This window comes from Rouxiella aceris, assembly GCF_012933545.1.
GTDB lineage: Bacteria > Pseudomonadota > Gammaproteobacteria > Enterobacterales > Enterobacteriaceae > Rouxiella > Rouxiella aceris.
Map to the genome: position 1 here is coordinate 68,350 of NZ_JAADJU010000007.1, position 25,231 is coordinate 93,580.

The 25,231-nt window shown below is 49.4% G+C and carries 25 protein-coding genes; 12 read left to right on the top strand and 13 right to left on the bottom strand.

Annotated features, from left to right (window positions below; genetic code table 11):
• On the bottom strand, positions 1-420 hold the full coding sequence (locus GW590_RS13970) for a winged helix-turn-helix transcriptional regulator (protein WP_169403662.1): 420 nt from the start codon (positions 418-420) through the stop codon (positions 1-3).
• 134 nt (positions 421-554) lie between these two features.
• On the opposite strand from GW590_RS13970, the gene GW590_RS13975 reads away from it, so the two are divergent.
• The 4 genes from GW590_RS13975 to ansP all read left to right on the top strand — a co-directional run bounded on the left by GW590_RS13975 (position 555) and on the right by ansP (position 4,618).
• Complete coding sequence (locus tag GW590_RS13975) at positions 555-1,415, top strand: SDR family oxidoreductase (RefSeq protein ID WP_169403663.1); 861 nt, start codon at positions 555-557, stop codon at positions 1,413-1,415.
• 103 nt (positions 1,416-1,518) lie between these two features.
• On the top strand, positions 1,519-2,352 hold the full coding sequence (locus GW590_RS13980; protein WP_169403664.1) for an AraC family transcriptional regulator: 834 nt from the start codon (positions 1,519-1,521) through the stop codon (positions 2,350-2,352).
• 55 nt (positions 2,353-2,407) lie between these two features.
• Positions 2,408-2,845: a DUF2000 domain-containing protein gene (locus GW590_RS13985; RefSeq protein ID WP_169403665.1), complete on the top strand. Its 438-nt coding sequence runs from the start codon at positions 2,408-2,410 to the stop codon at positions 2,843-2,845.
• Between the two features lie 303 nt (positions 2,846-3,148).
• Positions 3,149-4,618 carry an L-asparagine permease gene (ansP, locus tag GW590_RS13990; protein WP_169403666.1) on the top strand — a complete coding sequence of 490 codons (1,470 nt, stop codon included), beginning with the start codon at positions 3,149-3,151 and terminating at the stop codon, positions 4,616-4,618.
• Between the two features lie 222 nt (positions 4,619-4,840).
• Here the strand turns inward: ansP and GW590_RS13995 are convergent, their stop codons facing one another.
• The 4 genes from GW590_RS13995 to GW590_RS14010 form a co-directional block, all read right to left on the bottom strand.
• Entirely contained in the window at positions 4,841-5,539 is a 699-nt protein-coding gene (locus tag GW590_RS13995; RefSeq protein WP_169403667.1) for a fumarylacetoacetate hydrolase family protein, read from the bottom strand.
• 173 nt (positions 5,540-5,712) lie between these two features.
• Complete coding sequence (locus GW590_RS14000) at positions 5,713-6,618, bottom strand: helix-turn-helix transcriptional regulator (protein WP_169403668.1); 906 nt, start codon at positions 6,616-6,618, stop codon at positions 5,713-5,715.
• 165 nt (positions 6,619-6,783) lie between these two features.
• Positions 6,784-7,980: an MFS transporter gene (locus tag GW590_RS14005; RefSeq protein WP_169403669.1), complete on the bottom strand. Its 1,197-nt coding sequence runs from the start codon at positions 7,978-7,980 to the stop codon at positions 6,784-6,786.
• Between the two features lie 359 nt (positions 7,981-8,339).
• Positions 8,340-9,758 carry an aminotransferase-like domain-containing protein gene (locus GW590_RS14010; RefSeq protein ID WP_169403670.1) on the bottom strand — a complete coding sequence of 473 codons (1,419 nt, stop codon included), beginning with the start codon at positions 9,756-9,758 and terminating at the stop codon, positions 8,340-8,342.
• A 153-nt stretch (positions 9,759-9,911) separates the two neighbouring features.
• Between GW590_RS14010 and GW590_RS24365 the strand changes: the two genes are divergently transcribed.
• The gene (locus GW590_RS24365) at positions 9,912-10,172 is read left to right on the top strand and encodes a DUF1127 domain-containing protein (RefSeq protein ID WP_235955950.1); all 261 of its coding nucleotides are present in this window, start codon (positions 9,912-9,914) and stop codon (positions 10,170-10,172) included.
• Between the two features lie 116 nt (positions 10,173-10,288).
• On the opposite strand, the gene GW590_RS14020 is transcribed toward GW590_RS24365, so the two are convergent.
• From GW590_RS14020 to csgD, 6 genes are all read right to left on the bottom strand, one after another.
• On the bottom strand, positions 10,289-11,236 hold the full coding sequence (locus tag GW590_RS14020) for a glycosyltransferase family 2 protein (protein ID WP_169403671.1): 948 nt from the start codon (positions 11,234-11,236) through the stop codon (positions 10,289-10,291).
• Positions 11,233-11,595 carry a GtrA family protein gene (locus GW590_RS14025; protein ID WP_169403672.1) on the bottom strand — a complete coding sequence of 121 codons (363 nt, stop codon included), beginning with the start codon at positions 11,593-11,595 and terminating at the stop codon, positions 11,233-11,235. Before GW590_RS14025 ends, GW590_RS14020 begins: the two co-directional genes overlap by 4 nt.
• Positions 11,596-11,768: 173 nt before the next feature.
• On the bottom strand, positions 11,769-12,599 hold the full coding sequence (gene csgG / locus GW590_RS14030) for a curli production assembly/transport protein CsgG (protein WP_169403673.1): 831 nt from the start codon (positions 12,597-12,599) through the stop codon (positions 11,769-11,771).
• 23 nt (positions 12,600-12,622) lie between these two features.
• Positions 12,623-13,027 carry a curli production assembly/transport protein CsgF gene (gene csgF / locus GW590_RS14035; RefSeq protein ID WP_169403674.1) on the bottom strand — a complete coding sequence of 135 codons (405 nt, stop codon included), beginning with the start codon at positions 13,025-13,027 and terminating at the stop codon, positions 12,623-12,625.
• Between the two features lie 10 nt (positions 13,028-13,037).
• Positions 13,038-13,424 (bottom strand): curli production assembly/transport protein CsgE, encoded by a 387-nt coding sequence (gene csgE, locus GW590_RS14040; RefSeq protein ID WP_169403675.1) that lies wholly within the window; start codon positions 13,422-13,424, stop codon positions 13,038-13,040.
• Positions 13,425-13,428: 4 nt separating this feature from the next.
• Complete coding sequence (csgD, locus tag GW590_RS14045) at positions 13,429-14,079, bottom strand: biofilm master transcriptional regulator CsgD (protein WP_169403676.1); 651 nt, start codon at positions 14,077-14,079, stop codon at positions 13,429-13,431.
• 688 nt (positions 14,080-14,767) lie between these two features.
• Between csgD and GW590_RS14050 the strand changes: the two genes are divergently transcribed.
• Genes GW590_RS14050 through csgC form a run of 3 tightly spaced genes read left to right on the top strand, consistent with a single transcriptional unit; the run spans position 14,768 to position 16,140 of the window.
• Positions 14,768-15,235, top strand: a complete 468-nt coding sequence (locus tag GW590_RS14050) for a hypothetical protein (RefSeq protein WP_211186780.1) — start codon at positions 14,768-14,770, stop codon at positions 15,233-15,235.
• Positions 15,236-15,289: 54 nt separating this feature from the next.
• Complete coding sequence (locus tag GW590_RS14055; RefSeq protein ID WP_169403677.1) at positions 15,290-15,754, top strand: curlin; 465 nt, start codon at positions 15,290-15,292, stop codon at positions 15,752-15,754.
• A gap of 59 nt (positions 15,755-15,813) precedes the next feature.
• Positions 15,814-16,140, top strand: a complete 327-nt coding sequence (gene csgC, locus GW590_RS14060; protein ID WP_169403678.1) for a curli assembly chaperone CsgC — start codon at positions 15,814-15,816, stop codon at positions 16,138-16,140.
• 256 nt (positions 16,141-16,396) lie between these two features.
• Here the strand turns inward: csgC and metG are convergent, their stop codons facing one another.
• A complete protein-coding gene (gene metG, locus GW590_RS14065) occupies positions 16,397-18,424 on the bottom strand; it encodes a methionine--tRNA ligase (RefSeq protein WP_169403679.1) in 2,028 nt (675 codons plus the stop codon).
• A gap of 151 nt (positions 18,425-18,575) precedes the next feature.
• On the opposite strand from metG, the gene apbC reads away from it, so the two are divergent.
• The 4 genes from apbC (at position 18,576) to asmA (ending at position 23,252) form a co-directional block, all read left to right on the top strand.
• Positions 18,576-19,688 carry an iron-sulfur cluster carrier protein ApbC gene (gene apbC, locus GW590_RS14070; RefSeq protein ID WP_169403680.1) on the top strand — a complete coding sequence of 371 codons (1,113 nt, stop codon included), beginning with the start codon at positions 18,576-18,578 and terminating at the stop codon, positions 19,686-19,688.
• A 180-nt stretch (positions 19,689-19,868) separates the two neighbouring features.
• Positions 19,869-20,510, top strand: a complete 642-nt coding sequence (gene udk / locus GW590_RS14075) for a uridine kinase (protein ID WP_169403681.1) — start codon at positions 19,869-19,871, stop codon at positions 20,508-20,510.
• 133 nt (positions 20,511-20,643) lie between these two features.
• The gene (gene dcd, locus GW590_RS14080) at positions 20,644-21,228 is read left to right on the top strand and encodes a dCTP deaminase (RefSeq protein ID WP_169403682.1); all 585 of its coding nucleotides are present in this window, start codon (positions 20,644-20,646) and stop codon (positions 21,226-21,228) included.
• A 176-nt stretch (positions 21,229-21,404) separates the two neighbouring features.
• Positions 21,405-23,252, top strand: coding sequence for an outer membrane assembly protein AsmA (gene asmA, locus GW590_RS14085; protein ID WP_169403683.1), 1,848 nt, complete (start codon positions 21,405-21,407; stop codon positions 23,250-23,252).
• A gap of 59 nt (positions 23,253-23,311) precedes the next feature.
• On the opposite strand, the gene GW590_RS14090 is transcribed toward asmA, so the two are convergent.
• The gene (locus tag GW590_RS14090) at positions 23,312-24,898 is read right to left on the bottom strand and encodes a TerC family protein (protein ID WP_169403684.1); all 1,587 of its coding nucleotides are present in this window, start codon (positions 24,896-24,898) and stop codon (positions 23,312-23,314) included.
• Between the last annotated feature and the right edge of the window lie 333 nt (positions 24,899-25,231).

Sequence of the window (25,231 nt, forward strand, 5' to 3'; positions counted from 1 at the left end):
TTATTCAGCCAATGCCGTTTCACGCGGCTGGCGCTGAGCCATAATACGATGCAGGTTGCTTTCGAGCCAATCGGCCAGCCCGACAACCTGCTCTTTTACCTCGCTGCCCAGTGGCGTCAGACTATAGTCGACGTGCGGTGGCACCACCGCATGCGCCACGCGATGGATAAAGCCGTCCTCTTCCAGCGCCTGAAGGGTTTGCGCCAGCATTTTTTCACTGACCCCGCCAATTTTTCTGCGTAGTTCGCTAAACCGCAACGTCTCTTCACTTAAGGCAATGAGTACCAACAGGCCCCAGCGGCTGGTGATATGGCGCAATATCTCCCGCGAGGGGCAATCGGCGCTCATCAGTTCACCGCGGCGCATCTGTTCAATCAGCGAAGGGGCAGCGGGTTGGGCAGGCAATAAATTATTTTTCATACTAACCTTTAGGTACGTACTTACGTAAAGTTAGTATATCGCATAACATGATCTTAAGGACGACTTTTACTACTGATTTTAAGAACGCTTGGTCCTGAAAGAACATTGCTTATAACCTGATTTGGAGAATAAAGATGATTGCAATTACCGGTGCGACCGGCCAGCTTGGCCGTTTAGTGATTGAGACACTGTTAAAAACCCTGCCTGCGGATCAGCTGATTGCTGCGGTGCGCAACCCGGAAAAAGCCAAAGATCTGGCGGCACTGGGCATTGAAGTGCGCAAGGCAGATTATAGCCAACCCGCTACCCTCGACAGCGCATTTCAGGGTGTGGACAAGCTGTTGCTGATCTCCTCCAGTGAAGTTGGCCAGCGTGAAGTACAGCATCAGGCGGTAATTGATGCGGCCAAACGCGCTCAGGTCAAGCTACTGGCGTATACCAGCCTGCTGCATGCCGATACCTCTCCGTTGGGATTGGGCGTTGAGCACCGCGCCACTGAAGCGGCATTAAAGGCCTCGGGCTTACCGGTTGTCTTGCTGCGTAATGGCTGGTACACCGAAAACTATGCAGCCAGCATTGCTCCGGCCCTGGCACACCATGCCTTTATTGGTGCTGTAGGGGAAGGGCGCATCGCTTCTGCTGCTCGCGCCGACTATGCCGCTGCTGCCGCTGCCGTACTGCTACTCGATGATCAGGCAGGCAAAGTTTACGAACTGGCAGGGGACCAGGCCTATACGCTGACCGAGTTTGCTGCCGCCATCTCCAGCCTGTCGGGGGAAACGGTAAACTACGTCAACCTGCCAGAGGCCGAATTTGCCAAGGCGCTGATTGGCGCAGGTTTGCCGGAAGGGCTGTCGTTGATGCTGGCTGACTCTGATGTGGGTGCCAGCAAAGGCGGCCTGTTTGATGACAGTCATAGTCTTAGCAAACTGATCGGTCGCGCGACCACCGACTATCAGACGGTGATTGCCGACACCCTGGCCGCACTGCGCTAAGATGCGATCGCCACAGGGTGCCGTTTATTTGCCCGGCCCCCTGTTATAGTATGGACGTTATCCTGGCTTTCGGGCCGCTAACGTCCTGCTACTGAGGTGCAAAATGAGCAATGACTGGATCGATGTTCGCCATTCGGCGAAATACCAGATCGAAACCATTCAGGCGCATTTTGAAGGTCATGCCTATGATGCCCACTGGCACGACAGTTACCTGGTAGGCTTGACGCGGCAGGGAACGCAGCAGTTTCACTGTCGACGCCACAAAATAACCAGTCAGCCAGGTGATATTTTTTTGCTGGAACCTGGCGAAATTCACGATGGCGATGCGCCAACCGCCGGCGGTTTTACCTATCAAACCTTCTATCTGAGTCCGGCCTGGCTGGATAGCCAGATGCGTCAGCTGTTTCACGACACGCCAAGTAGTTATCAACTGTCATTTGCCAAAACCCTGAATAACGATCGCCCGCTTGCCAGGCAAATTGCCAATGCTTTTCAGTCTGTGCATTTTGGCGAATTGACGATGGTACAGCAGAGCGCGCTGGATAACCTGTTGGCCAGCCTGGCCGTACATAGCCATTGGCGTGCCCGGGTGGATAATGCCCGCTTGCCTTTGGCCAGCGCTCATCGGGCGCGTGAGGTGATCCATAGCCAGTTTAATGAAGATCTCTCATTACAGGATCTGGCCAACGCGGTGCAAACCGATCGCTTTAGCCTGACCCGGGCGTTTAAAAAAGCCTTCGGTATCGCGCCCCATGCCTATTTAATCCAATTGCGTCTGGCGCAAGCGCGTATTCGTCTTGCCCATGGCGAGCGTCCTGCACAGGTTGCCGCCGAGCTGGGTTTTGCCGACCAGAGCCATCTCGGGCGCTGGTTTCGTCGCGCTTATCGTTTATCCCCGGCACAATATCGGCAAATCTGCACAAATCTTCCAGACTGAGCGCTGCCCTTCACTGACAATCAGCTTTTATCCCGTTAAATGGAGTCCTGCTGCTATGTCAGTTTCACCTGCAATTATCGCAACACAATTACCCGACCGTATTGTCATTGTGCTTAATCAGCATTTGCCCGCCGGCAAGGCCGCCAACGCCGCTGCGGTATTGGCCATGACCTTGGGTCAGCGCCACCCGGATCTGATTGGTGAGCCGTTGCAAGATGCCGACGGGCAACGCTACCCTGGGCTGATCCCTTTAGGTATCAGTGTGCTCAGCGCAGCGGATGAGGATCTGAAACTCCTGCTACGGCAAGGTGCCGAACGCGGCTGCGATATCACTATCTTTCCGGTTGACGGGCAACAGACCACTAATTATGCCGATTTTCGTCAGGCAGTCGCTACCCAGTCAGAGCAACAGCTGCAATTGCTGGGCATTGCCGTGGCGGGGGAGAAGAAGACGGTAAGAAAACTGGTGGCCAGTCTTAAGCTTTTTGCCTGATACCGGCAAAGGAACGCTGACCTCCCCAAGAGAATTGGGGAGGTTTTGCTTAATTATTAGCCTAATTGGCAAGATATTGTACTGATAAGGGGAGGGAGAGCGATTTAAAATGAGGTTTTTTTTGCCAGGCTCCAAGAGAATAGGGTAGCATCTTTCGCCGTTAGCGGTGTTAACCAACACTAAACGCCAGACAGGTTAAAAATAATACAGTGACGAAAAGTCACGAAAGGCATCGGCAGTTGCAATCGTTTGCTTGTATTGGACGTCGAATGCGAAAGATTTCTTTTGGAGAACAGGAACGAAATGAAACGACATAAAAAAACTGCGGAAGAACAGCACGCAGCGAAACGGCGTTGGCTGGATTCTCACGAAGACGGTTATCACAAAAGCATGGGCAATCGCCAGGTTCAGATGATTGCCATCGGCGGGTCTATCGGTACCGGTCTGTTTTTGGGTGCCGGGGCACGTCTGCAAATGGCTGGGCCGGCATTGGCCCTGGTCTATCTGGTTTGCGGCATTTTCTCTTTCTTTATCCTTCGCGCATTGGGTGAACTGGTTCTGCACCGTCCAACCAGCGGCAGCTTTGTCTCTTACGCTCGCGAATTCCTCGGTGAGAAAGCGTCTTATGTTGCCGGTTGGATGTATTTTCTTAACTGGGCAATGACCGGTATTGTCGATATCACTGCCGTAGCGCTGTATATGCACTACTGGGGTACGTTCGGCGATGTGCCACAGTGGATGTTCGCCCTCGGTGCTTTGGCGATTGTCGCGACCATGAATATGATCGGCGTGAAATGGTTTGCCGAAATGGAGTTCTGGTTTGCGCTGATCAAAGTTGCCGCCATTGCCATTTTCCTGATTGTCGGTGTGATATTCCTTGGCACCGGCAAAGAGCTGGCGGGTAACCCGACCGGTTTACATCTGATCACCGATAATGGCGGTATCTTCCCGCACGGTTTGCTGCCTGCCCTGGTACTGGTGCAAGGGGTAGTCTTTGCCTTTGCCGCCATTGAGCTGGTGGGTACTGCCGCAGGCGAAACCAAAGAACCGGAGAAAGTGCTGCCTAAAGCCATTAACAGCGTTATCTGGCGTATTGGCCTGTTCTATGTCGGCTCTGTGGTACTGCTGGTGCTGTTGCTGCCATGGAATGCCTATCAGGCGGGGCAGAGCCCGTTTGTAACCTTCTTTAGCAAGCTGGGTGTGCCTTATATCGGTACCATTATGAATATCGTGGTGCTTTCTGCTGCCTTGTCGAGCCTGAACTCGGGCCTCTATTCTACCGGCCGTATCCTGCGCTCGCTGTCCATGGGCGGTTCAGCTCCTAAATTTATGTCAAAAATGAGCGCGCAGCAGGTGCCTTACGCCGGCATCCTGGTTACCGTCGGTATCTATATCATCGGTGTGGTGCTCAACTATTATGTCCCATCACAGGTGTTTGAAATTGTACTGAATATCGCCTCGCTGGGTATTCTTACCTCCTGGGGCTTTATTGTGGTTTGCCAGATGAAGCTGCGCAAGGCAATCAAGGAAGGCAAAGCGAAACCTGTCTCCTTTAAAATGCCGGGTGCCCCGTTCACTTCCTGGCTGACGTTGCTGTTTTTGTTTAGCGTGTTGGTGCTGATGGCCTTTGATTTCCCGAATGGCACCTATACCGTGGCTACCATTCCGGTGCTGGTCATTTTACTGATGCTGGGTTGGTTTGGTCTGCGTAAACGGGCAGAGGAAGTGAATGCCCTGAAAGCGGAACACGAAGAGAATTTTATCGGTAAGTAATCTTTGCCTGTAATATTTGACCGGCCTCCTGGTAACAGGGGCCGGTCAAACTGCTGACAAAGTCCGTTATTAGGGAGAGTGCACCGTTGGGGTCGTAGCGGGCTTGCCCGCCGGAGCGCCCCTAGGTGTGCTATGCCCGGGTATCTCGATCATCAAGACGACTTTGTCATCAAACGCAACGGCCTCCTGGTAACAGGGGGCCGTTTTTTATTGCGCGCAACTTTAGGCTTTGGCACCCAGCGTAAAGCTGAATTCACTCAGTCCGGCAATACCACCGGTGATCACATCCCCCGGATTGATCGCCCCGACACCCGCCGGTGTTCCGGTATAGATCAGATCGCCGGGTTTCAGTTCGATAGCCTGGGACAGATGGCTGATTACCTCGGCGACCTGCCAGATCTGATCGGATAAATCACCGCGCTGACGGGCTTCACCATTGACGTCGAGCCAGATTTTACCTTTTGCCGGATGACCGATTTGGCTGACCGGCAACAGGGGATTGGCCGGGGCAGAATCATCAAAGCCTTTGGCAAAATCCCAGGGACGACCCAATTTTTTTGCTGCGGCCTGCAAATCACGACGGGTTAAATCGACACCCACGGTGTAACCCCAGACATGCTCCAGCGCTTGTTCAGCGGCGATATTTTTGCCCCCTTTGGCGATGGCCACCACCAGTTCCACTTCATAGTGCAGGTCAGCGGTCAAGGTAGGGTAAGGCACCACACCGCTGGCGGGGATCACCGCGTCTGCCGGCTTGGAGAAAAAGAATGGCGGTTCGCGATCGGGATCGTGGCCCATTTCACGGGCATGTTCAGAATAATTACGGCCTACGCAATAAACGCGACGCAGTGGGAAACGGGCCTGTTGACCGGCAATGGCCAGCGAAGGCGCGGCCGGTGCGGGAATAACGAATTCAGTCATATTCACTCTGCCATGGGTTGATTTAAAAAACGGAGGTGCCTGTCTCGATGCTACTCGAATGACTGCGGATATCAAATACCCTCCCTCCTCACTGCTATTCAGTGTGGCAGAGCCGCGCGGTTTTGGGTTTGGACAAAACCACGCAGTTTCTGGATAAAACCCTTTTCTGCCTGTTATTCAGCCCGCTGCTCACGACGATACTGGCCCGGCGGCATACCGTAGGTTTGGCGAAAGCGCCGTGAAAAATAGGCATCATCGGTATAGCCGCAGCTGCGCGCGACGCTGGCAATGCTGTCGCCGGTATTAAGCAAGCGGGTACAGGCCAGGCGCATACGGCGCTCAAGTACCAGCTCCGAAAAGCTTTTGCCGACCGATTTGCGCAGCAGATGGCTAAGATAATTCGGTGACAGAAAGGTAGCGGCAGCAGTATCGGTCAGATTGAGGTCGGGGCTGGCCAGGTGCTTGCGGATATAGCGCAGCGTACGCTGTAATGCCGCCTGCTGGCCGCGTTTTTCGGCGCGGTTGGTGACCATTTCACTCAGCGGTTGCTGATAGCGCTGGCATACCAGGCCAAAAAGTTGCAGCAACAAGCCGCGTAACTGCAGCTCGACACCAAATTCCCGTTGCCGATCGACCTGATGCATTTGCGCCAGCAGCGCTTTGACCTGAGCAAAATCCTGGTTATCCAGCCGGAAATCGATAAACTCCTGAAAGCGAAACAGCGCCAGTTCCGGAGCAACATCCAGCGGGACATCATCGAGATCCAAAGCATCATAGGGCAGATGACGCAGCAAAAAACCGCTGGAGAAATTGATCACCATAAAGCGGCCTTGTGGCGGGTGGGGAATAAAGTGCAGGCGGTGGGGCTGAATAAAGGCCAGCGTCTGGCAAGCAAAAGGTCGCACCGCACCGCCAATATGCTGCACGGTATCGCCACCAAAATTGATTTGCACCTGAAAATAGTCGTGGCGGTGGGGCTGCATCAACGCCGGGCGCTCCGACTGATCGCGGATATAAAAATCCGCCCGGTCGCTGCGTTGGTGCATGGCATAAGTCACATTGGCCGAGGATGCGGGCATGGATCTGCGCCTGAAATAGAGTTAATGAATTGTTATTGTTCCAAAGCCTTGCCCACAAGGCCAGCACTATTCACCAATTTGTTATAAATACCTGTGTTCAGGTAAATCATTTTGCGCCGGGAAATCCCATACACCATGAAATGTTTATCATCTAAAAAATTTATCTCACTCATTTTCGGTGGGTTTTTCATAGTGTTCACTGTTTTGTTTAGAAAAAAATAACATATAGACAAAGGTCATCAGTAATAAAAATAAAATAATACTGGTTAGTTGAAAAGTAATGTTAAGTGAGTACGCGCTGGCAATATAACCGCCCATAAGCGGCATAGTTACAGCCACCACTGAAGACAGCATCTGTATCATTCCGGTAGCTTTTCCTACATTCTGATACCCGATAATTTGACGAACGCCAAATCTTATGGCAAAGAATGTGATACCAGATGACATTCCTACCATAATAACTCCACCGTAGTATATAAAAATAGAGGTTAATTCGTGCTTTATAAAACCGAATATAAAGAATGCGAATGTGTTTATCATCATTGAAGTCATCAGTATTGCAACCGGTCGTAAGGTTGTATTTAATATTGAAGCGATTTTTGTTCCAATAACTCCACCTACACCCAGTAAGGAAATAATCATCCCAATACTGTTTTCGCTCTCACCCGCAGCTTTAAAAAACAGGCCAAGCATATCATTGCTCAGAAAGAATGCAAAATTAGCAATGGTATAGCCTGCCACTAAATAAAAGAGATCTTTATGCTTCTTTATCTCAAGGATAAATGAGTAATGCTCTTCCGATTTTTCAACCAATTCAGTCTTCTGAATGAGTGAATTACCTTGTAACTTGAGACTTATCTGTGAGGTGGTGAGACTGATAAGGTTTAGTGCGGAAGAGAAAATAATTATCATCCAAATTCCTGATAAATCATAAAGATATATAACGGCAATCGGCGCGAGCACTCTGCTGAAATTAATTAAATAACCATAAATTTCGAAAAACCTTTTTGAATCCTCATCATTTTCATTAAGTTTGACGTTTGATATGTTTAAGCCGCATCTTGACCATGTTTTAATAAAAGCGATTGCGAATAAACCATATACATTTCCAGTGAGAATGAATATTGGCGTGGTTATAGTGTTTATTCCAAACAAGAATGTTCGCCATTGATATAATTTCCCACTATCAAATATTTTGCCAAAAAAGTGACTTGAAAATAAAAATGGTAAGGCAAAGCAAGCTCCTATCCCACCCATCTCAGAGGGGGTTGCATTATACATATATATTGCAACTATACTTACAAGAGCATAGTCAAGATATGTGTCGAGCTCATTGGTTGCCAGGCTAATATATTTTATCATAATAATTCTTCCTGAATTACTTATCAAACAGCCGGTGGTTGATACTCCATAAATCCTCCTGATTGAATAGTTGGTATTTTTTATCTGCTGCCTTGCAAGGTGATTAAAACATAGCAGCAGTGTTGACCGCTGTAAAATATTTTTTATAATTACTGGTAAATGGTCAGTAGCATGAACGTATATATATTCAGATGTTACATCCCTGGCCTTGTATTAGTTGCGGCAATTATTAATGTTGCTAATTATTGTTTTTGTATGCCATCTTATTATTAGCATCATCGGTAAGATGGCAGATTTAGTTATTTTACTATTAATCGACAAAAGTTTGTCGGGCTGTGAGGCAGCCTGTTATTGCCGCCTTAACTGTTGGCCATTAACTGATGGATCAACTCTCCCATGCGTTTGATAGCCGGTTTATGAATTTGGCTATCAAGCTGGGCATAATTGAGGCGTAAACAGTTACGATACTTGCCCGAGGCAGAAAAAATCGAGCCCATGGCAATATGAATATTTTCCGGCTCCAGCAGACGGTTAAGGCGCTGGGTATCCATTTTTTCATCCAGTTCGACCCACAGCATAAATCCACCCTGCGGACGACTAACGCGCACCCCGGCGGGAAAGTATTCCCTCACCCAGTCAGTGATCAGGCACAGGTTTTGCTGATACTGATAACGCATGCGACGCAGATGGATCAGATAGTCCCCCTGACGGATAAAGTCGGCAATGGCCAGCTGCGGCAGGGTGGCGGTGGCACCGGTGCCGATATACTTCATATGAATGGCGCGGTCGCGGTAACGTCCGGGGGCGATCCAGCCAATACGCAAGCCGGGGGCCAGCGTTTTGGAAAATGAGCTGCACAACAATACGCGGCCATCGTCATCAAAAGAGGTAATGGTTCTTGGTCGCGGATATTGATAGGCCAAATCGCCGTAAACGTCATCTTCGATAATGGCGATATCATAGGCCTGTGCCAGCCGCAGCAACGCGCGTTTGCGATCGTCAGGCATATTATAACCGAGCGGGTTATTACAGTTTGGCGTTAACTGTATGGCTTTGATCGGCCACTGTTCCAGTGCCATCTCCAGCGCCTCGAGACTGATACCTGTCACCGGGTCGGTGGGGATCTCCAGCGCCTTCATCCCAAAACCCTTCAGAGTTTGCATGGCGCCATGAAAGCTCGGTGAGTCGACGGCGACAATATCTCCTACCTGACAGACCGAACGTATGGCAATAGACAGGGCTTCATGACAACCGGTGGTGATCACCAGATTCTCGGCACCCATATGGCTACCGCTGTCGATCATCAAGCGGGCAATTTGGTCACGCAGGATTTTTGAACCATCAATACTGTCATAGCCCAGGGTGCTGAGATCCTGGCGCTGCGCCATTCTGGCCAATGCCCGTGTTAATGGTTTAAGACTGGCCGGGCTAATATCGGGGGTGCCACCACCAAAAACTATCACTGCGGGGTTGATACGGCTGTTAATCAGTGCCAGCACCGGTTCCCACTGCGAGATATCTACCGGACGCTGTGGGGTGCGGCATACCGCGGGCAGCGCCGCCTGGGGTTTACTGGCAGAGACAAAATAGCCGGATTTGGGGCGCGCCTCCACCAACAATCGATCTTCCAATACGCGATAGGCTTGCTGGACGGTACTGACGCTAACGCCATGTTCACTGCTTAGCATTCTTACCGAAGGTAAACGCTGGCCGACAGGGTATAAACCCTGCTCAATACGACCACCAAGGATATTGGCCAACTGTTCATAACGATTCATTTTTTTACCTATCACCGATACAGATGCCGTTAATTTACCCTTAAATCTGTACTTATGGCTATATCTGTATGCTTTAAATAATCAATGACTGAATCTGTACTGTTTTTGGTAATTATCTCATCCTGTAGCTCACGGGTTAAAGGAGAGTTCATCATGAAAAGAATCAGCGAAAGCGAACAATTTACCGGCTATCTGCCGTCTGCTGTAGCGGCGCAATGCAATGGCGGGGAAGCGCCACAACTCACAGTGGAACCTTTGCTTCCGCCGCCAGCAACCATCAACTGGAAACGTAGCGCCATTGCTATGTTTCAGCACTGGTGGCAGCGCCGGAAAACCGTGAAAATTTTGCGTGCATTAAACAGCGATCAGCTCAAAGATATCGGACTGTCCCGCAACGATATCGATAAGCTGTAAGCAGGGTGCGGACAATAAATAGCGAACGGGCGGTGGCAGCAGGGCGCGGCCGTCCCTTGTAGCACTGCCGCAAGCAGCGCTACAAGGTGAGGCAATAAGAGGGGGGACTGTCGCGATCAGTTATCTGTTTTATTATTACGACCAACCGCGTTGGTACGCTTAACGATATAGCGTGGGCGATGTTTGCTTTCCATATAGATCCTGCCGATATATTCCCCCAAGATGCCTATGCCGATCAACTGTACCCCGCCGAGAAACAGGATGGCGGTGATCAGCGACGGATAGCCTGGCACGCTATTACCAAACATCAACTTGTCGATCACCATATATCCGGCATATATCAGCGAAAAGAAAGCTATAGTGCTGCCGATATAGGACCATAAACGCAGGGGCAGGGTGCTGAAAGAGGTGATCCCTTCCAGTGCCAGATTCCACAGTTTCCAGATATTGAACTTGCTATTGCCCGCCAGTCTTTCAGGGCGGGTGTATTCAATAATGGTTGGTGTAAAGCCGACCCAGGCAAAAATACCCTTCATAAACAGTTTATTTTCCGGCAGCTGCTTTATTGTTTCTACGACTTTTCTGCTTATCAGACGAAAATCACCGACGTTTTCTTCGAGGGTGATATCAGCAATCTTGTTATGGAAGCGATAGAACAGGGAGGCGGAAATTCGTTTGAAACTGCCGTCTGCAGAACGGTCAACGCGTTTCGCCAACACCACTTCCGCGCCTTTCTCCCACTCCTGGATCAGCAAAGGCACAATATCGATAGGATCTTGCAGGTCAACGTCAATTGGGATAACCGCATCACCGCTGGCGTAGTCGAGTCCGGCAAACAATGCCGGCTCCTTGCCAAAATTACGGCTGAAATGGATAACAACCACATCAGGATCGTGCTGGGCAAGCCGATCGAGTACCGACTCGGTGTTGTCGGTGCTGCCATCATTGATAAAAACCATCTCTATCGGATAACCCTGCAACGCCGTTTCGTTCTTTACCGCCTGATAAAAAAGATCGATAGCCTGTTCTTCGTTAAAAACAGGAATAATCAAGGAGATTGTCATGAGTTGTTTTCCCTGAAAATGACCAGTTTTGAGTACAGAAAGCCGAGGGTCAGGCTGACTGCCGAAAAAATAACTAATGTCACAAACGAGTTTAGTGCAAGTTTATCACTCATATAGCCAATGCTTAGGCTCATCAGGCCCATAAAAATGACAAACAGAAAATACTTGCGGCCTGTTAACTGGCTATTAAAGTTGTAGCGGGCGTTGGCCCAAAAGGAAAAGCTGACGGCAATCAAAAACGCAACGGTATTGCTGGATGCCTGACTAAAGGCGAACCCGTTATGCATGATCAGAAATAATGACCAGTGGATAGCGGTATTGACGACGCCGATTGAAACGTATTTCCAAAAGTGTTGCATATAAAATCTTTAATCCGGTTTCTGGTTTGCTGCACATGATAAAAGGATAGTCACTCAATGCAACTTTTATATCGGCGAGTGCGGGGAGCTTGCGCGGGAGGTGACGGTGATCACAGATCCTTTGCCTTTCAACCCGCTGAAAGGCAAAGTTTATCACTATGTCATGGCTGCATTTACGATGCCGGTGCCACCATATGCTTATATTGTTCAAGAATAGGCGAGTTGGCATCTTGCGGGTTCTGCAATTGCCATAAATTACGCGAAATACCGTCATTAACCAGATAAATGACCCCGGTTTCAATTGCCGACATCAGGCAGAGCATAACCGGTTCATTGGTGGTATAACCGACTTCTCCTTCCAGCAGCCGCTGATAGTCAATAAAGCGAAAGACCCCTGCTTGTGCTTCATAAGATAAAATGGTTTTGCTGGTGTTAACGGAAGACAACACTTCGCCGGTATTGACATCTACCGCACGCAAATTCACGGCAATCTGGTCTAGTTGATATTGCGTACTGGCCCCGATCCCAAAATATCTGGCACCGACGCCCCCGGATTTCACGTTACTTTCATAGCCGATAATTGACCCCTCAATTAAGATATTGGCGGCGACCAGTGACGAGAGTGGGCGCAGATTATTGACTGCGACGCTGCCATTTTCCTGTGCGGATCGAATGATTTTTCTTTCATTCAATAAATTCTGTAATCCTTGCCTTTCCAGCGGAATAAACCATTTGGAGTCTTTTAGCGCTGTCACCAGCATGGCTGTGGCACTTTGTGGCACCGCCGTGGAAAAGTTACTGGCGGGATAGGCTTTGAACTGACCTGTTTCGTCCTGAATATTATATACCGATACAAATATCCGCCCCTTTGCCGGCGGCAAATGAGTCAGATCCTGATAGCTTTGTGCTCGTGGCAACAGGGTAGGCTTAGCCGCTTCTTTGGGCGGCGTAGTGATACAACCACTGAGCATGAGAATGGCAATTAACACAAGAAATTTACGCATAGTCTGGTTATCCCGCTCAGCTATCAGTTAGACGCGCTTAGGCCCTGGACCTGAATTGTGGAGACTTTACCTGTGGATCGGTCGGTGACGTTCATCACTAACTGACCATCGGTATTCTGGACATCGACAATAAAGTCCTGGGTCACCATCCGCCCTGGTTTCCCTTGGCTGATATTGCCCATCAGACTGCCAAGCAGCTGTGATTGCAGCGCCGAGCTAAAAGTTTCCAGTGCCGTGGGGGTAGAGGAATCAAAATTATAGGCAGAGGGATCTTTATAGGAATTTTGTGCGTTAGCCTCATTGAGTAGAAAAGAGCCGTTATTGGGGTTACCACCAAAGTTGGGGTTAACAAACTGGAAGACCATATTTCCCCCCCACGACAGCGGCGAAAAGAGTATGGCGGACAAGATAATCAGCAAGATTTTCATTGTATTCTCCTTAGAATTCATCGCCGGACAAGTCGCCGGTGCTCAGCAGTGCTTTGTCGATTTGTCGCCGCGCCAATTTTTCAGAGACTTTCTCAATAGCGACGTCGACTTCTTTGTTAAAATTACGACGGTTAGGGAACAACAGGGTTTGGTACAAGGCGTCCTGGCCAATCTTTATGGTGATCCAACTGCCCCATCTGGCGCTGGGTTTTTCACTAATGGTGATGGTTTCGGGATAGACTTTTTCCCAGCGGTCGCTAAATAACCGGTAAAAGTCGTGACCGACAGCGCTGACGGTATGGTCGGTAATCAAACCGGGATCTTTAATATCTGCTGCCCGGCAGGGCAGGCAGGAAAGCAATCCCAGAATAAGCATCAATAACACGGACGTTTTCATAGTATTAACGCCTGAGATTATCGTTAGCCCAGGACACGGCCTGAGTACGATTTTTTACCGAGATCTTTCTAAATAAATTATATAAATGGGTTTTTACTGTGTTTTCGCTGATAAATAGCAGTTGCGCTATTTCAACGTTTGAAGCACCCATGCGTAATTTATTAAGAATTTCTTTTTCACGCTGGGTGATCCCTGACTCTTCATAGCTGAGATAGCGATATTGTCCAGTTTGATTGAGTAAATAACTGGTGAATCGCTGCGTGAAATAACATTCGCCCCTGGCGACACTATTAATCCCTTCAACTAATTGCATTTCTTCCATTGAAGGATAAAAGACAGCGCTAATTTTTGGCCAGGCCTGTATCTCCGGATAAGGATAGTCCTCGGGAGTATTCAAGAGTAATATTTTCAGATTATTGCGATATCGACCAGAGAGCGATTGCCAGCAAGCCAGCAGCTTTTTGTCTGCCTGCATCATATCGAATAAAATCAATGTTTCGCCATGAGTTAGTGTCTCAAGAGGCTTATTAATATTATGCAGCCTGATGGCCAGGTTAACTGAGTTCTCCAACTGATGTAATAAGGCTGTTGCCTGAAGAGAGGGCTTAGTAACAAGCAACAGCATTTTGCCTTTAACAACCGTTTCTGTACCCATATGTGAACCTGCCATGATGATATAAGTAATCTGTCAGCCTGCTTGCATTGGTTAACAAGGATTACGAATCCACTGCTGGATGTGGCTTGTGTACAAAATGCCACGGGAGTAAAGCTCGCACTTTGAATAGCCCGCTGTGCGTTGTGTAATCAATTTAGCTGGGGGGGAATTGAAAGCAAGGACCATTTATGTTTCAAAATGTGAATGAAAATATATAAATATTTCTTTATCTTTCTCAGGGGATTAACTGAGAATTAAGGCAGTTTGACTTAGGGATCTTAACGAAATCCTGACGTTTGTGCTTGTAACTGTTAAGAATTTTCTCATAAGGAATTTTAACGATTTCTCTCGGGAAAGTTAAAAAATCTACGGATAGGTTAAATACTTCATTAATTATCTTAATGCTGTCGGATTATTCCTATGGGGTTATTTTTGATATTGCTCACAAACTCGCTGTTTTTATCAATTTAAAAAACGTGAGCGAGGTGTCGTTATCTGGAAAATGAAATTCCATTTTCAATACTTGACTTAATTGTCACGTTTTTTCATTAAAAGACAGGGTGAAAAATAGCTGGCTAATACTTTATGGTGAGCACGTCAAAAAAATACAACTTGTAGTTGAGTTAATAATTTTTATCAGCATGCATACTGTGAATACTAACCCGTAATTATGTACAAGGGTGGGTAAATGAAAACATTAACGCAATGCAGTCAGCGATGGATAACATCCGTTATGTTGCTAACGATATTATCAATTCCATCGTTAAGTCTGGCGCAGCAAAGTGATTTGGCCTATGCAGATGTTTTGACAGGCCAGAGTGAAATGGCAAACCTTTCATTTGACCAACTAGCTGCAGGGGCAGGAAATAAGGCAACCGTCGTACAACGAGGAAATAATAATACAGCAAGTATCAATCAGCGAGGAAGTGGTAACAATGCGGCTATTCATCAAACCGGTGATGATAATACCGCCTATATCTCGCAAACCAGCAATGGCAGCTCAGCTTCCATTGAACAACAGGATTTTGGCAACACCGCGCTTATTGTCCAGCGAGGCAAGATGAACGTGGCGCAAATAAGCCAAAGTGGTACGGATCGGTCTGCCGGTATCGTGCAAAACGCGTCAGGGATGGCAATTAAAGTGACGCAGCATTAATACAACGTCTGTAGATGTGTTAACCAATCAGATCTCAAACTATGAGGTAGCATCATGAAACTGTGGAAAATTATGGCAGTATCCGCGTTGGTTTTTAGTGGTAGTGCGTTGGCAACAACTTACAATGGCGGCGATAACCATGGTGGTGGCGGCGATCCGAGCACTCCGGTTTTCCAAACCACTTCCTGGAACTCTGAAATTCAGATCTATCAGAGCGGTACTGCCAACGTGGCCAATGCGACGCAAAATACAGCGCAGAACTCATTAACCAGTATCGGCCAATATGGTTATAAAAATAATGCGTCAACCACGCAGGACGGCAACAAGAGCTCCCTGACTCTTGGCCAATATGGTGATTACAACAATGCCAGCCTGCTGCAAACGGCTGACAAGAGTAAATTGCAGGTTAGCCAGAATGGTAGCAGTAACTACGTGAATGCCACCCAGACTGCTAATGGCAGCCTGGTTAGTATTCAGCAATATGGCAACGCCAATCAGGCTTACGCCGCACAGCACTAAGTTTGTTTTGGATAACTTAAAAAACAGGGCGCTGCCCTGTTTTTTTTGGGGGAAATAGTATGTATTCCTTACTTCTTGTTGCAGCAATGGCTAATCCGCTGTGGTTTGATAACCAACAATTGCAGCCCGAGAGTTATGCCATTACCCCGATGGTACGTCTTGAAACCCGCTGTCAGTGCCGGTTGCAGATCAATATTAGCAAGAGCAGTGAACAAGGCACTACTGTGAGTCGGCAACAGAGTGCGATAACTATCCCGGCCGGCGCGGATACGGCGCTGGCCAACTTGCGTTTTACTCTGCAGCAAGGCGACCGGGTGTTGATCCATATTGCGTTGACCGATGGGCAACGGCAACACTATGAAAATAGCCTGAGCTTGCCGCAGTAATAACATGTTGCACTGTATGCCGGCATTTCGCTTATCAAGACCACTTTACCAGCAAATAAAAAAGGATGCCGAAGCATCCTCAGATTGCTGACCAAGTCCGATATTAGGGAGAGTACACCGTTGGGGTCGTAGCGGGCTTGCCCGCCGGAGCGCCCCTGGGTGTGCTATGCCCGGGTATCTCGATCATCAAGACGACTTTGTCATCAAACTCAAGGATGCCGAAGCATCCTTTTGTGACTGCCAGCGTTCGGCAGGATTATTTAACTTGCATACCTGGTTGTGCACCGCTGTCAGGGCTAAGCAGGAAGATCTCTTTGCCGCCAGGCCCTGCAGCCATCACCATCCCTTCCGAGATACCAAAGCGCATTTTACGCGGTGCCAGATTAGCCACCATAATGGTTAAACGTCCTTCCAGCAGTTTAGGGTCTGGATAAGCAGAACGGATGCCCGAGAAAATCTGCCGCGTTTCGCCACCCAAATCCAGCTGCAGTCGTAACAGCTTGTCTGAGCCTTCGACAAAGTCAGCTTGTTGAATCAAGGCAATACGCATATCCACTTTGGCGAAATCATCAAAAGTGATGCTTTCCTGGATAGGGGCTTCCGCCAACGGACCCGTTACCACTTTGCTGGCCGCGATATCTTCTTTCGATGCATCAACCATTGCCGTCACTTTATCCAGCTCAATACGGTTAAACAGCGCCTTGAACGGACTGACTTTATGACCAAGCAGCGGCTGCTCCAGAGTATCCCAGCTCAGTTCGCCGTTAAGAAAGGCTTCGGTGCGCTCTGACAGGGCAGGCAACACCGGCTTGAGGTAGGTCATCAGAACGCGGAACAGGTTGATGCCCATAGAGCAGATAGCCTGCAGGTCGGCGTCACGGCCTTCCTGTTTTGCTACCACCCAAGGGGCCTGCTCGTCGATATAGCGGTTGGCAATATCGGCCAGCGCCATAATCTCACGGATAGCACGACCGGATTCGCGGCTGTTATAGGCTTCACTGATGCTGGTTGCCGCATCGGTAAAGGTTTTATACAGCTGTTCATCAGCCAGCTTGTCGGCCAGCACGCCGTCGAAGCGTTTGGTAATAAAGCCGGCATTGCGTGACGCCAGATTAACCACCTTATTGACAATATCGGCGTTAACTCGCTGGATAAAGTCTTCCAGATTGAGGTCAATATCATCAATGCGCGAGGAGAGCTTGGCGGCATAGTAGTAGCGCAGACAGTCGGCATCCAGATGCTGCAAATAGGTGCTGGCTTTGATAAAGGTGCCACGCGATTTCGACATTTTTGCGCCATTGACCGTGACATAGCCGTGCACAAACAGGTTTGTCGGTTTACGGAAACCGCTACCTTCAAGCATGGCTGGCCAGAACAGGCTGTGGAAATAGACAATGTCTTTACCGATAAAATGGTAAAGCTCGGCATCTGAGTCTTTTTTCCAGTAATCGTCAAAATTCAGATCAGGGCGTCGATCGCACAGGTTCTTAAACGAGCCCATATAGCCGATAGGCGCATCCAGCCAGACATAGAAGTATTTACCTGGCGCATCGGGGATCTCAAAGCCAAAGTAAGGGGCATCACGGCTGATATCCCATTGTTGCAGGCCTGATTCAAACCACTCCTGCATTTTATTGGCCACCTGTTCCTGCAACGCACCGGAACGTGTCCAGGCCTGTAACATGGCGCTGAACTCGGGCAGGTCGAAGAAATAGTGTTCGGAATCACGCATCACCGGCGTGGCACCGGATACCGCCGATTTAGGATCAATCAGTTCCGTCGGGCTGTAGGTTGCACCACAAACTTCACAGTTATCGCCGTATTGGTCCGGAGATTTACATTTAGGACAGGTGCCCTTTACGAAACGATCGGGCAGGAACATGCCTTTCTCGGGATCATAAAGCTGAGAAATAGTGCGATTTTTGATAAAACCGTTTTCTTTTAAACGGCCATAAATCAAATTGGAAAACGCGCGGTTTTCTTCGCTATGCGTCGAATGATAGTTGTCATAGCTGATACCGAAACCGGCGAAGTCTTTCTGATGCTCCTGGCTCATCTCGGCAATCATTTGCTCCGGTTCAATGCCCATCTGCTGTGCTTTAAGCATGATTGGCGTACCGTGCGCATCGTCGGCGCAGATGAAGTGGATTTGGTTGCCGCGCATTCGCTGGTAACGGACCCAGATATCTGCCTGGATGTGCTCGAGCATATGTCCGAGATGAATTGAACCGTTAGCATAAGGGAGTGCACAGGTTACCAAAATTTTTTTCGCGACTTGAGCCATAGTAAGAGCTTGCTTTCTTTTGTTGATATGGGGGCATTGATGTTAACCGATTGCGCCGCCCCACGTAAACAAACAGGGATTCTGTTATGCTGTCCAGAACAGTAATACCATGACCAATTCCCATAAAATATCTGTCCTTCAAGGAGTCGGGATGAAATCACAATCCCCTGAAAACACGACGGCTGCAGAGCTGCATGCGGCGGTAAATGCGGTACTGGCGGGCTTTAGCCACATCACGCTACAAAAAAATTTGCTGGCGATGAAAGCATTGCATCAGTGCGTGCTGCTGGATAAGGTTTTACATATTGAACTGACCCTGCCTTTTGCCTGGAAGTCGGCTTTTGAACAACTGAAGCAGGAAACTACCGGCGATTTGCTGCGCGTTACCGGTGCCGAGGCTATTGAATGGCGGCTGTCGCATAATGTTGCCACCTTGCGCCGTGCCAACGATCAGGCCGGTATCAAAGGCGTGCGCAATATTCTCGCCGTCAGTTCCGGCAAAGGCGGTGTTGGCAAATCGACGACTGCGGTTAATCTGGCGCTGGCGCTGGTTGCCGAAGGGGCGAAAGTGGGCCTGTTGGACGCGGATATTTACGGTCCGTCGGTGCCAAATATGTTGGGCACCGAGGACGAGCGTCCTACCTCGCCGGATGGCCAGCATATGGCACCGATTATCGCCCACGGTCTGGCGACCAACTCTATTGGCTACCTGGTCACCGACGAAAACGCCATGGTCTGGCGCGGTCCGATGGCCAGTAAGGCACTATTACAGATGCTGCAGGACACGCTGTGGCCGGATCTGGATTATCTGGTCCTCGATATGCCACCGGGAACCGGGGATATTCAGTTGACGCTGGCACAAAGCGTACCCGTTACCGGTGCACTGGTAGTGACTACGCCGCAGGACATTGCGTTACTCGATGCCATGAAAGGTATTGTGATGTTCGAGAAGGTCAAAGTGCCGGTGCTGGGTATTATCGAGAATATGAGCCTGCATATTTGCAGTCAGTGTGGCCATCATGAGCCCATTTTTGGCACCGGCGGGGCGCAAAAACTGGCGGATAAATATCATTGCGAACTGTTGGCGCAAATGCCGTTGCATATCTCCTTGCGCGAAGACCTCGATCGCGGTGAGCCAACGGTGGCCTCCAACCCGGATAGCGAATTTACGGCGATTTATCGTCAACTCGCTGCCAGAGTGGCTGCGCAGTTGTACTGGAAAGGCGAGGCCATTCCGACCGAAATTGCCTTTCGGGCACTGTGATCGCGGCCGGATAAGCGAGAGAAACGGGCAATTGCTGGATATTCACCCCATGTCTGGCCATTAATTTAATGAAGCTGGCCTAAAGGCTGGCTTCATTAACAGGTTGTACCTATAATTGGCGCGATCAAAGCGCCTTCAGGCTGCTTGCCCTTCAAACCTCCAAATCAGGTCGTTAATTTTATGTCTGACAAGTTCCATCAGTGTGTCATCGTGGGTATCGCTGGCGCATCTGCCTCTGGAAAAAGCCTTATCGCCAGTACCCTTTACCGTGAGTTACGCGATCAGGTCGGTGATGAGCATATCGGTGTTATACCGGAAGATTGCTATTACAAAGATCAGAGTCATCTGACCATGGAGGAACGGGTTAAAACCAACTATGACCATCCCAGTGCGATGGATCATAATTTACTGTTTCAACATTTGCAGGCAATGAAGTCAGGGAAGGCGATTGAACTGCCAAGCTATAGTTTTCTTGAGCACACGCGTCTGCATGAAACGGTGACACTGGCGCCCAAAAAAGTGATCATCCTTGAAGGGATCCTGCTGTTGACCGATGTGCGTTTGCGCGAAGAGATGAATTTCTCGATTTTTGTCGATACGCCGCTGGATATTTGCCTGATGCGCCGCATGAAACGTGACGTTAACGAACGTGGCCGTTCCATGGATTCGGTGATGGCGCAATATCAGAAAACGGTGCGCCCAATGTTCCTGCAATTTATCGAACCGTCCAAACAGTACGCTGACATCATTGTGCCGCGCGGTGGCAAAAACCGTATTGCCATTGATATCTTAAAAGCAAAAATCAGCCAGTTTTTTGAATAAGCCGGCCTGAAAACCGCGATAAAGTTTCGCCTTGAGATACCCGGTTTATTGGCGTTACCCGCGATGCTGAGGTAACGTCAAAGAGTACCGGTATCGCCATTGAATAAAATTTGTGCCAAAGGAGTAGTAAAGCATGAGACTGTGCGACCGTGATATAGAAGCCTGGCTGGACGACGGCAAACTGGGTATAGAGCCGCGTCCGCCCGTTGAGCGTATCAATGGCGCGACGGTTGATGTCCGTCTCGGTAACGGCTTTCGCGTCTTCCTGGGGCACAATGCAGGTTTTATCGATTTAAGCGGCCCGAAGGATGAAGTGGGTGCCGCCCTCGATCGCGTAATGAGCGACGAGATTGTTTTACCAGAAGGTGAAGCCTTCTTCTTGCACCCTGGCGAACTGGCATTAGCCGTCACGTTAGAGACCGTGACGCTGCCAGACAACCTGGTGGGCTGGCTGGATGGCCGCTCGTCACTGGCAAGACTGGGGCTGATGGTACATGTTACCGCGCACCGCATCGATCCGGGCTGGCAGGGGCGCATTGTGCTTGAGTTCTACAATTCCGGTAAGCTGCCTTTGGCCTTGCGTCCGGGCATGCTGATTGGTGCGCTGAGTTTTGAGCCTTTATCCGGTTCTGCCGCGCGACCTTATAATCGTCGGCAGGACGCCAAATACCGCGATCAACAGAGTGCAGTTGCCAGCCGGATAGATAAAGACGACTGACCCATGCGTTCGGGGAGCGGTAACCGCCGCTACCCGAAAAATGACGATGTTACCCAACAGTTTTCAAGATTATGACATGGCGACATTCCCGGTAGCTGAGCTCGCTAAGTGACGGGAGGAGTGAGGACAATCCAGGCTCCTGCAGCTTGAAAGACGACGGGTAAAATGAGGATGGCATGAAAAGATTAGTGACAACGTTGGTGATTCTGCTGGTGGTGATCGTTGCCGGAATGACCTCGCTGGTATTTCTTATTAACCCCAATGATTTTCGCGATTATATGGTCAATCGCGTTGAGCAAAAAAGCGGTTATCAACTGACGATTGACGGCGACCTTCGCTGGCATGTATGGCCCCAACTCAGTATTCTGGCCGGTCAAACTTCCATTACAGCACCTGGTGCCAAGGCCCCGGTGGTCAGCGCCGAAAATATGCGGCTGGATGTCCGTCTACTGCCTTTGCTTTCGCATCAACTTTCCATTAAACAGGTGCTGCTGAAAAGCGCTGTTATTCGCCTGACACCAGATAGCGAAGCCAATGAGCCAGACGCGCCCATCGCCCCCGCCAACACTGAAAACCAAAATATTGCTGATAGCAGCAACGGTTGGAAGTTTGATATAGGCCGCCTGAGCATTAGCGACAGCTTGTTGATTTGGCAGCGTGGTAAAAGTGACCCGATCAATGTACGCGATCTCAATTTGCAAATGGACCAGGACGATCATCGTCAGGCCACGCTGCAACTTTCCAGCCGTATTAATCGTGACCAGCGTGATTTGACGCTAAATGCCAATGCGACGTTGAATTTACAAAATTACCCACATCAATATTCTGCCAATATCAGCAATCTCACCTATCAGCTTAGCGGTGCAGATATTCCGGCAAAAGGGATTAGCGGGCAAGGCAGCTTGCAGGCCAGCTACCAGTTGAGTAATAACACCCTGACGCTAAGCCAGTTGGCCTTGTCGGCCAATAATAGCCAGTTGACCGGCAATGGGCTGGCAGTACTGGATAGCTTGCCGAATTACCAGCTCAATCTGCAATCCGACAATATGGATTTTGACGCTATCTCCGGATGGCAGCCCAATGTTAGCGACAGTACGCAGCAAAAAGCCCAGGCAGTGACCTCCGCGCCGGTTATCGCCCGTGATCTCGATGCCCAGCCAAACGGCCTGAGCATACTCAATGATTTTAATGCGCAGCTGGCCTTAAAGGCAGGAAATGTTACCTATCGCGGGTTAAAAATTCAGAATTTTAATTTGCAGGCGGTTAATCGTAGCGGCCAGGTTCAGCTCACTGCGCTCAGTGGTGCCATGGGCAAAGGTAACTACTCGCTACCGGGTACGTTAAATGCCAACGGTGAGCGGCTACAGGTAAAACTTGAACCGAACATCAACGATATCGAGCTAGGAGATCTGCTGCGCGCCTACAATTTGCCACAGGTATTAACCGGCAGCTTCAGTATGCAAGGGGCGATGAAGGGGGCCGGTTTGTCGCTGGATGATTTTAATACCCGCTGGCAGGGCGATGTACAAATGTCGATGGTGGACGCCAGACTGAATGGGCTGAATATTCAACAACTGGTGCAACAGGCAATCGCTCGCAGTAATAATCGAGTGCAAGGCCAGCAGCAATACGAAATTTTCAGTGAGATCAAGAAAATGCAGGCTCATGGTCAGTTGAACCAGGGCATGTTGAGCCTCACTGAACTAAATGCTGATTCATCGATGATTGCGGTCAGAGGCGGAGGTGTGGTCAACTTCCCGCAACAACAGGCTGATATGAATCTGCTGGTCAAGATCCTCGGCGGTTGGCAAGGGGATAATGACCTGGTTACCACGCTGCAAAATAGCGAGATCCCACTGCGGGTGTTTGGTCCCTGGAGTCAGCTTAACTATGAGTTGAAGGTGGATCAGGTATTACGTCAGCAATTGCAGAAAGATACCAAAAACGCTATTCAGAACTGGCTTGACAGAAATAAAGACAATAAAGAAAACAAAGATATAAAAACCTTTATCAACAAGCTTTAATCAGCCGTACGCGCAGGGGTAACCTTTAATCATGGGGTGCCCCTGCGCCGTTGCTTTGATCAGACTTCGTAGTCCTCTTCCGGTACGTTAAGCGGGGTGATTTTTACCTTTAATATACGATGACTGCTGACTTCCAGCGGTTCAAAAAGGTAATGATCAATATGCAATTGTACTCCTTGTTGCGGAATGTTTTGCGCATATTCCATTAACAGCCCGGCCACCGTATGATACTCACGCTTCTCATCAAGGGGCAGCGGCAAGTACATCACCAGATCATCCAGCGGCATATAGCCGTTAACAATCCAGCTGCCATCTTCCTGCTGGCTAATATCGTGACGCGCGTCGAGCGTGGCCGAAGATTCCGGCAGATTGCCGGCAATGGTTTCCATCACATCAGTCAGGGTAACAACCCCCTCGACCGAACCAAACTCATCCACCACAAAAGCAAAATGGGTTTTTGCTTGTCTGAACTGCTCCAGTGCCGCCAACAGCGAGAGTTGCTCCGGGAAAATCAACGGTTGTTTGACAATGGCTTTCAGATCCAACGCTTTATGCAGCAACTGCTGCTTAAGTAAATCGACAACGTGGATAACACCCAGCGGCGCATCGGTGGCACTGTCTTCGGTAACCAGGATGCGGGTATGCACATTATTGGCGATCAGCTGTTTTTGGCGGTCTGGCGGATCGTTAAGTTCAAGATTATCCACATCGTGGCGCGAGGTCATCACACTGCTGACGGAACGCTGGGCAAGGCCAAGCACTCGTTCAATCATATTGCGTTCCTGCTGATTGAAAATGGCATCCTCTTCGTTGCCGCTGTCGGCGATCATATTGGATAAATGGCTATCCAGCTCAGCTTCTTCGTGCTTACCGCGCAGTACCCGTAACACCGTTTCTGCCGTACGCTCACGCAGGGAGCGTCGAGAAGATAAAAACCGACGACGGTTAAACTGCGCCAGCTGGTTTAACATCTCGATCATCACCGAGAAACCAATTGCCGCATAGAGATACCCTTTGGGGATGTAATAACCAAAGCCTTCAGCCACCAGACTAAAGCCAATCATCAGCAAAAAGCTCAGACAGAGGATGACAATAGTGGGGTGATCGTTAACAAAGCGGGTCAGTGGACGGCTGGCCAGCAGCATCAGTCCGATAGCGATACATACCGCAGCCATCATCACCAGTAAGTGATCGACCATACCCACCGCAGTGATCACCGAATCCAGCGAAAACACCGCATCCAACACCACAATTTGTGCCACTACCGGCCAGAACCGGGCGCGGTTATGCTGTGCGGTACTTTCCTCATCCTTGCCTTCCAGCCGTTCATTAAGCTCGGTGGTTGCTTTAAACAGCAAAAAGATCCCTCCGGCCAGCATAAGAATATCTCGTGCACTGAAAGGCTGATTAAACAGAGTAAGCAGGGGACGGGTGAGAGAAGAGAGCCAGGATATTGAGGCGAGTAGCAGTAAGCGCATTACCAGCGCCAATAGCAGGCCAGTGACGCGGGCGCGATCACGTTGCTGCCTTGGGAGTTTATCGGCAAGAATAGCGATAAAAATCAGATTATCGATTCCCAAAACTATTTCGAGAATCACCAGGGTTGCCAGCCCGGCCCAAATCGACGGATCGGCGATCCATTCCATTTCGCTTTCTTACCTTTTATCGCGCGGCGTAGTCCGCAAAAGGCATAATGGCTGCAGTGGCGGTAAATTTCAAATCTAAATCCGGGGCAGGGTGACGGCGCTGGCGAGCGAATGAAAGACCGGTTGCCGATAAAACCGCCAGGATCGAAAAAAAAAGTCAAAACTGGGTAACAATCTTATTTTTCAAGGATTAGGTTACTGTCATACTAAGCTTACTGGTATCGTATTAAATGTCGCTATACGTTAAGGCGAGAACACATAGACTAATTACGCCGGTTATAAGCCAATAATCGATTCATACCAGGGCTTATAAGATTTGAACTGCTAAAAGCA

What these genes read in the sequence shown, in the direction of transcription:
- asmA (WP_169403683.1), top strand. Translation starts at nt 21,405, where the DNA reads ATGAAAAGATTAGTGACAACGTTGGTGATTCTGCTGGTGGTGATCGTT.
- GW590_RS14010 (WP_169403670.1), bottom strand. Translation starts at nt 9,758, where the DNA reads ATGAATCGTTATGAACAGTTGGCCAATATCCTTGGTGGTCGTATTGAG.
- GW590_RS14055 (WP_169403677.1), top strand. Translation starts at nt 15,290, where the DNA reads ATGAAACTGTGGAAAATTATGGCAGTATCCGCGTTGGTTTTTAGTGGT.
- GW590_RS14050 (WP_211186780.1), top strand. Translation starts at nt 14,768, where the DNA reads ATGAAAACATTAACGCAATGCAGTCAGCGATGGATAACATCCGTTATG.
- GW590_RS13975 (WP_169403663.1), top strand. Translation starts at nt 555, where the DNA reads ATGATTGCAATTACCGGTGCGACCGGCCAGCTTGGCCGTTTAGTGATT.
- csgC (WP_169403678.1), top strand. Translation starts at nt 15,814, where the DNA reads ATGTATTCCTTACTTCTTGTTGCAGCAATGGCTAATCCGCTGTGGTTT.
- csgF (WP_169403674.1), bottom strand. Translation starts at nt 13,027, where the DNA reads ATGAAAATCTTGCTGATTATCTTGTCCGCCATACTCTTTTCGCCGCTG.
- GW590_RS14025 (WP_169403672.1), bottom strand. Translation starts at nt 11,595, where the DNA reads ATGCAACACTTTTGGAAATACGTTTCAATCGGCGTCGTCAATACCGCT.
- dcd (WP_169403682.1), top strand. Translation starts at nt 20,644, where the DNA reads ATGAGACTGTGCGACCGTGATATAGAAGCCTGGCTGGACGACGGCAAA.
- GW590_RS14020 (WP_169403671.1), bottom strand. Translation starts at nt 11,236, where the DNA reads ATGACAATCTCCTTGATTATTCCTGTTTTTAACGAAGAACAGGCTATC.
- GW590_RS14000 (WP_169403668.1), bottom strand. Translation starts at nt 6,618, where the DNA reads ATGCCCGCATCCTCGGCCAATGTGACTTATGCCATGCACCAACGCAGC.
- GW590_RS13970 (WP_169403662.1), bottom strand. Translation starts at nt 420, where the DNA reads ATGAAAAATAATTTATTGCCTGCCCAACCCGCTGCCCCTTCGCTGATT.
- csgE (WP_169403675.1), bottom strand. Translation starts at nt 13,424, where the DNA reads ATGAAAACGTCCGTGTTATTGATGCTTATTCTGGGATTGCTTTCCTGC.
- udk (WP_169403681.1), top strand. Translation starts at nt 19,869, where the DNA reads ATGTCTGACAAGTTCCATCAGTGTGTCATCGTGGGTATCGCTGGCGCA.
- GW590_RS14005 (WP_169403669.1), bottom strand. Translation starts at nt 7,980, where the DNA reads ATGATAAAATATATTAGCCTGGCAACCAATGAGCTCGACACATATCTT.
- apbC (WP_169403680.1), top strand. Translation starts at nt 18,576, where the DNA reads ATGAAATCACAATCCCCTGAAAACACGACGGCTGCAGAGCTGCATGCG.
- GW590_RS14090 (WP_169403684.1), bottom strand. Translation starts at nt 24,898, where the DNA reads ATGGAATGGATCGCCGATCCGTCGATTTGGGCCGGGCTGGCAACCCTG.
- GW590_RS24365 (WP_235955950.1), top strand. Translation starts at nt 9,912, where the DNA reads ATGAAAAGAATCAGCGAAAGCGAACAATTTACCGGCTATCTGCCGTCT.
- metG (WP_169403679.1), bottom strand. Translation starts at nt 18,424, where the DNA reads ATGGCTCAAGTCGCGAAAAAAATTTTGGTAACCTGTGCACTCCCTTAT.
- ansP (WP_169403666.1), top strand. Translation starts at nt 3,149, where the DNA reads ATGAAACGACATAAAAAAACTGCGGAAGAACAGCACGCAGCGAAACGG.
- GW590_RS13995 (WP_169403667.1), bottom strand. Translation starts at nt 5,539, where the DNA reads ATGACTGAATTCGTTATTCCCGCACCGGCCGCGCCTTCGCTGGCCATT.
- csgD (WP_169403676.1), bottom strand. Translation starts at nt 14,079, where the DNA reads ATGGGTACAGAAACGGTTGTTAAAGGCAAAATGCTGTTGCTTGTTACT.
- GW590_RS13980 (WP_169403664.1), top strand. Translation starts at nt 1,519, where the DNA reads ATGAGCAATGACTGGATCGATGTTCGCCATTCGGCGAAATACCAGATC.
- csgG (WP_169403673.1), bottom strand. Translation starts at nt 12,599, where the DNA reads ATGCGTAAATTTCTTGTGTTAATTGCCATTCTCATGCTCAGTGGTTGT.
- GW590_RS13985 (WP_169403665.1), top strand. Translation starts at nt 2,408, where the DNA reads ATGTCAGTTTCACCTGCAATTATCGCAACACAATTACCCGACCGTATT.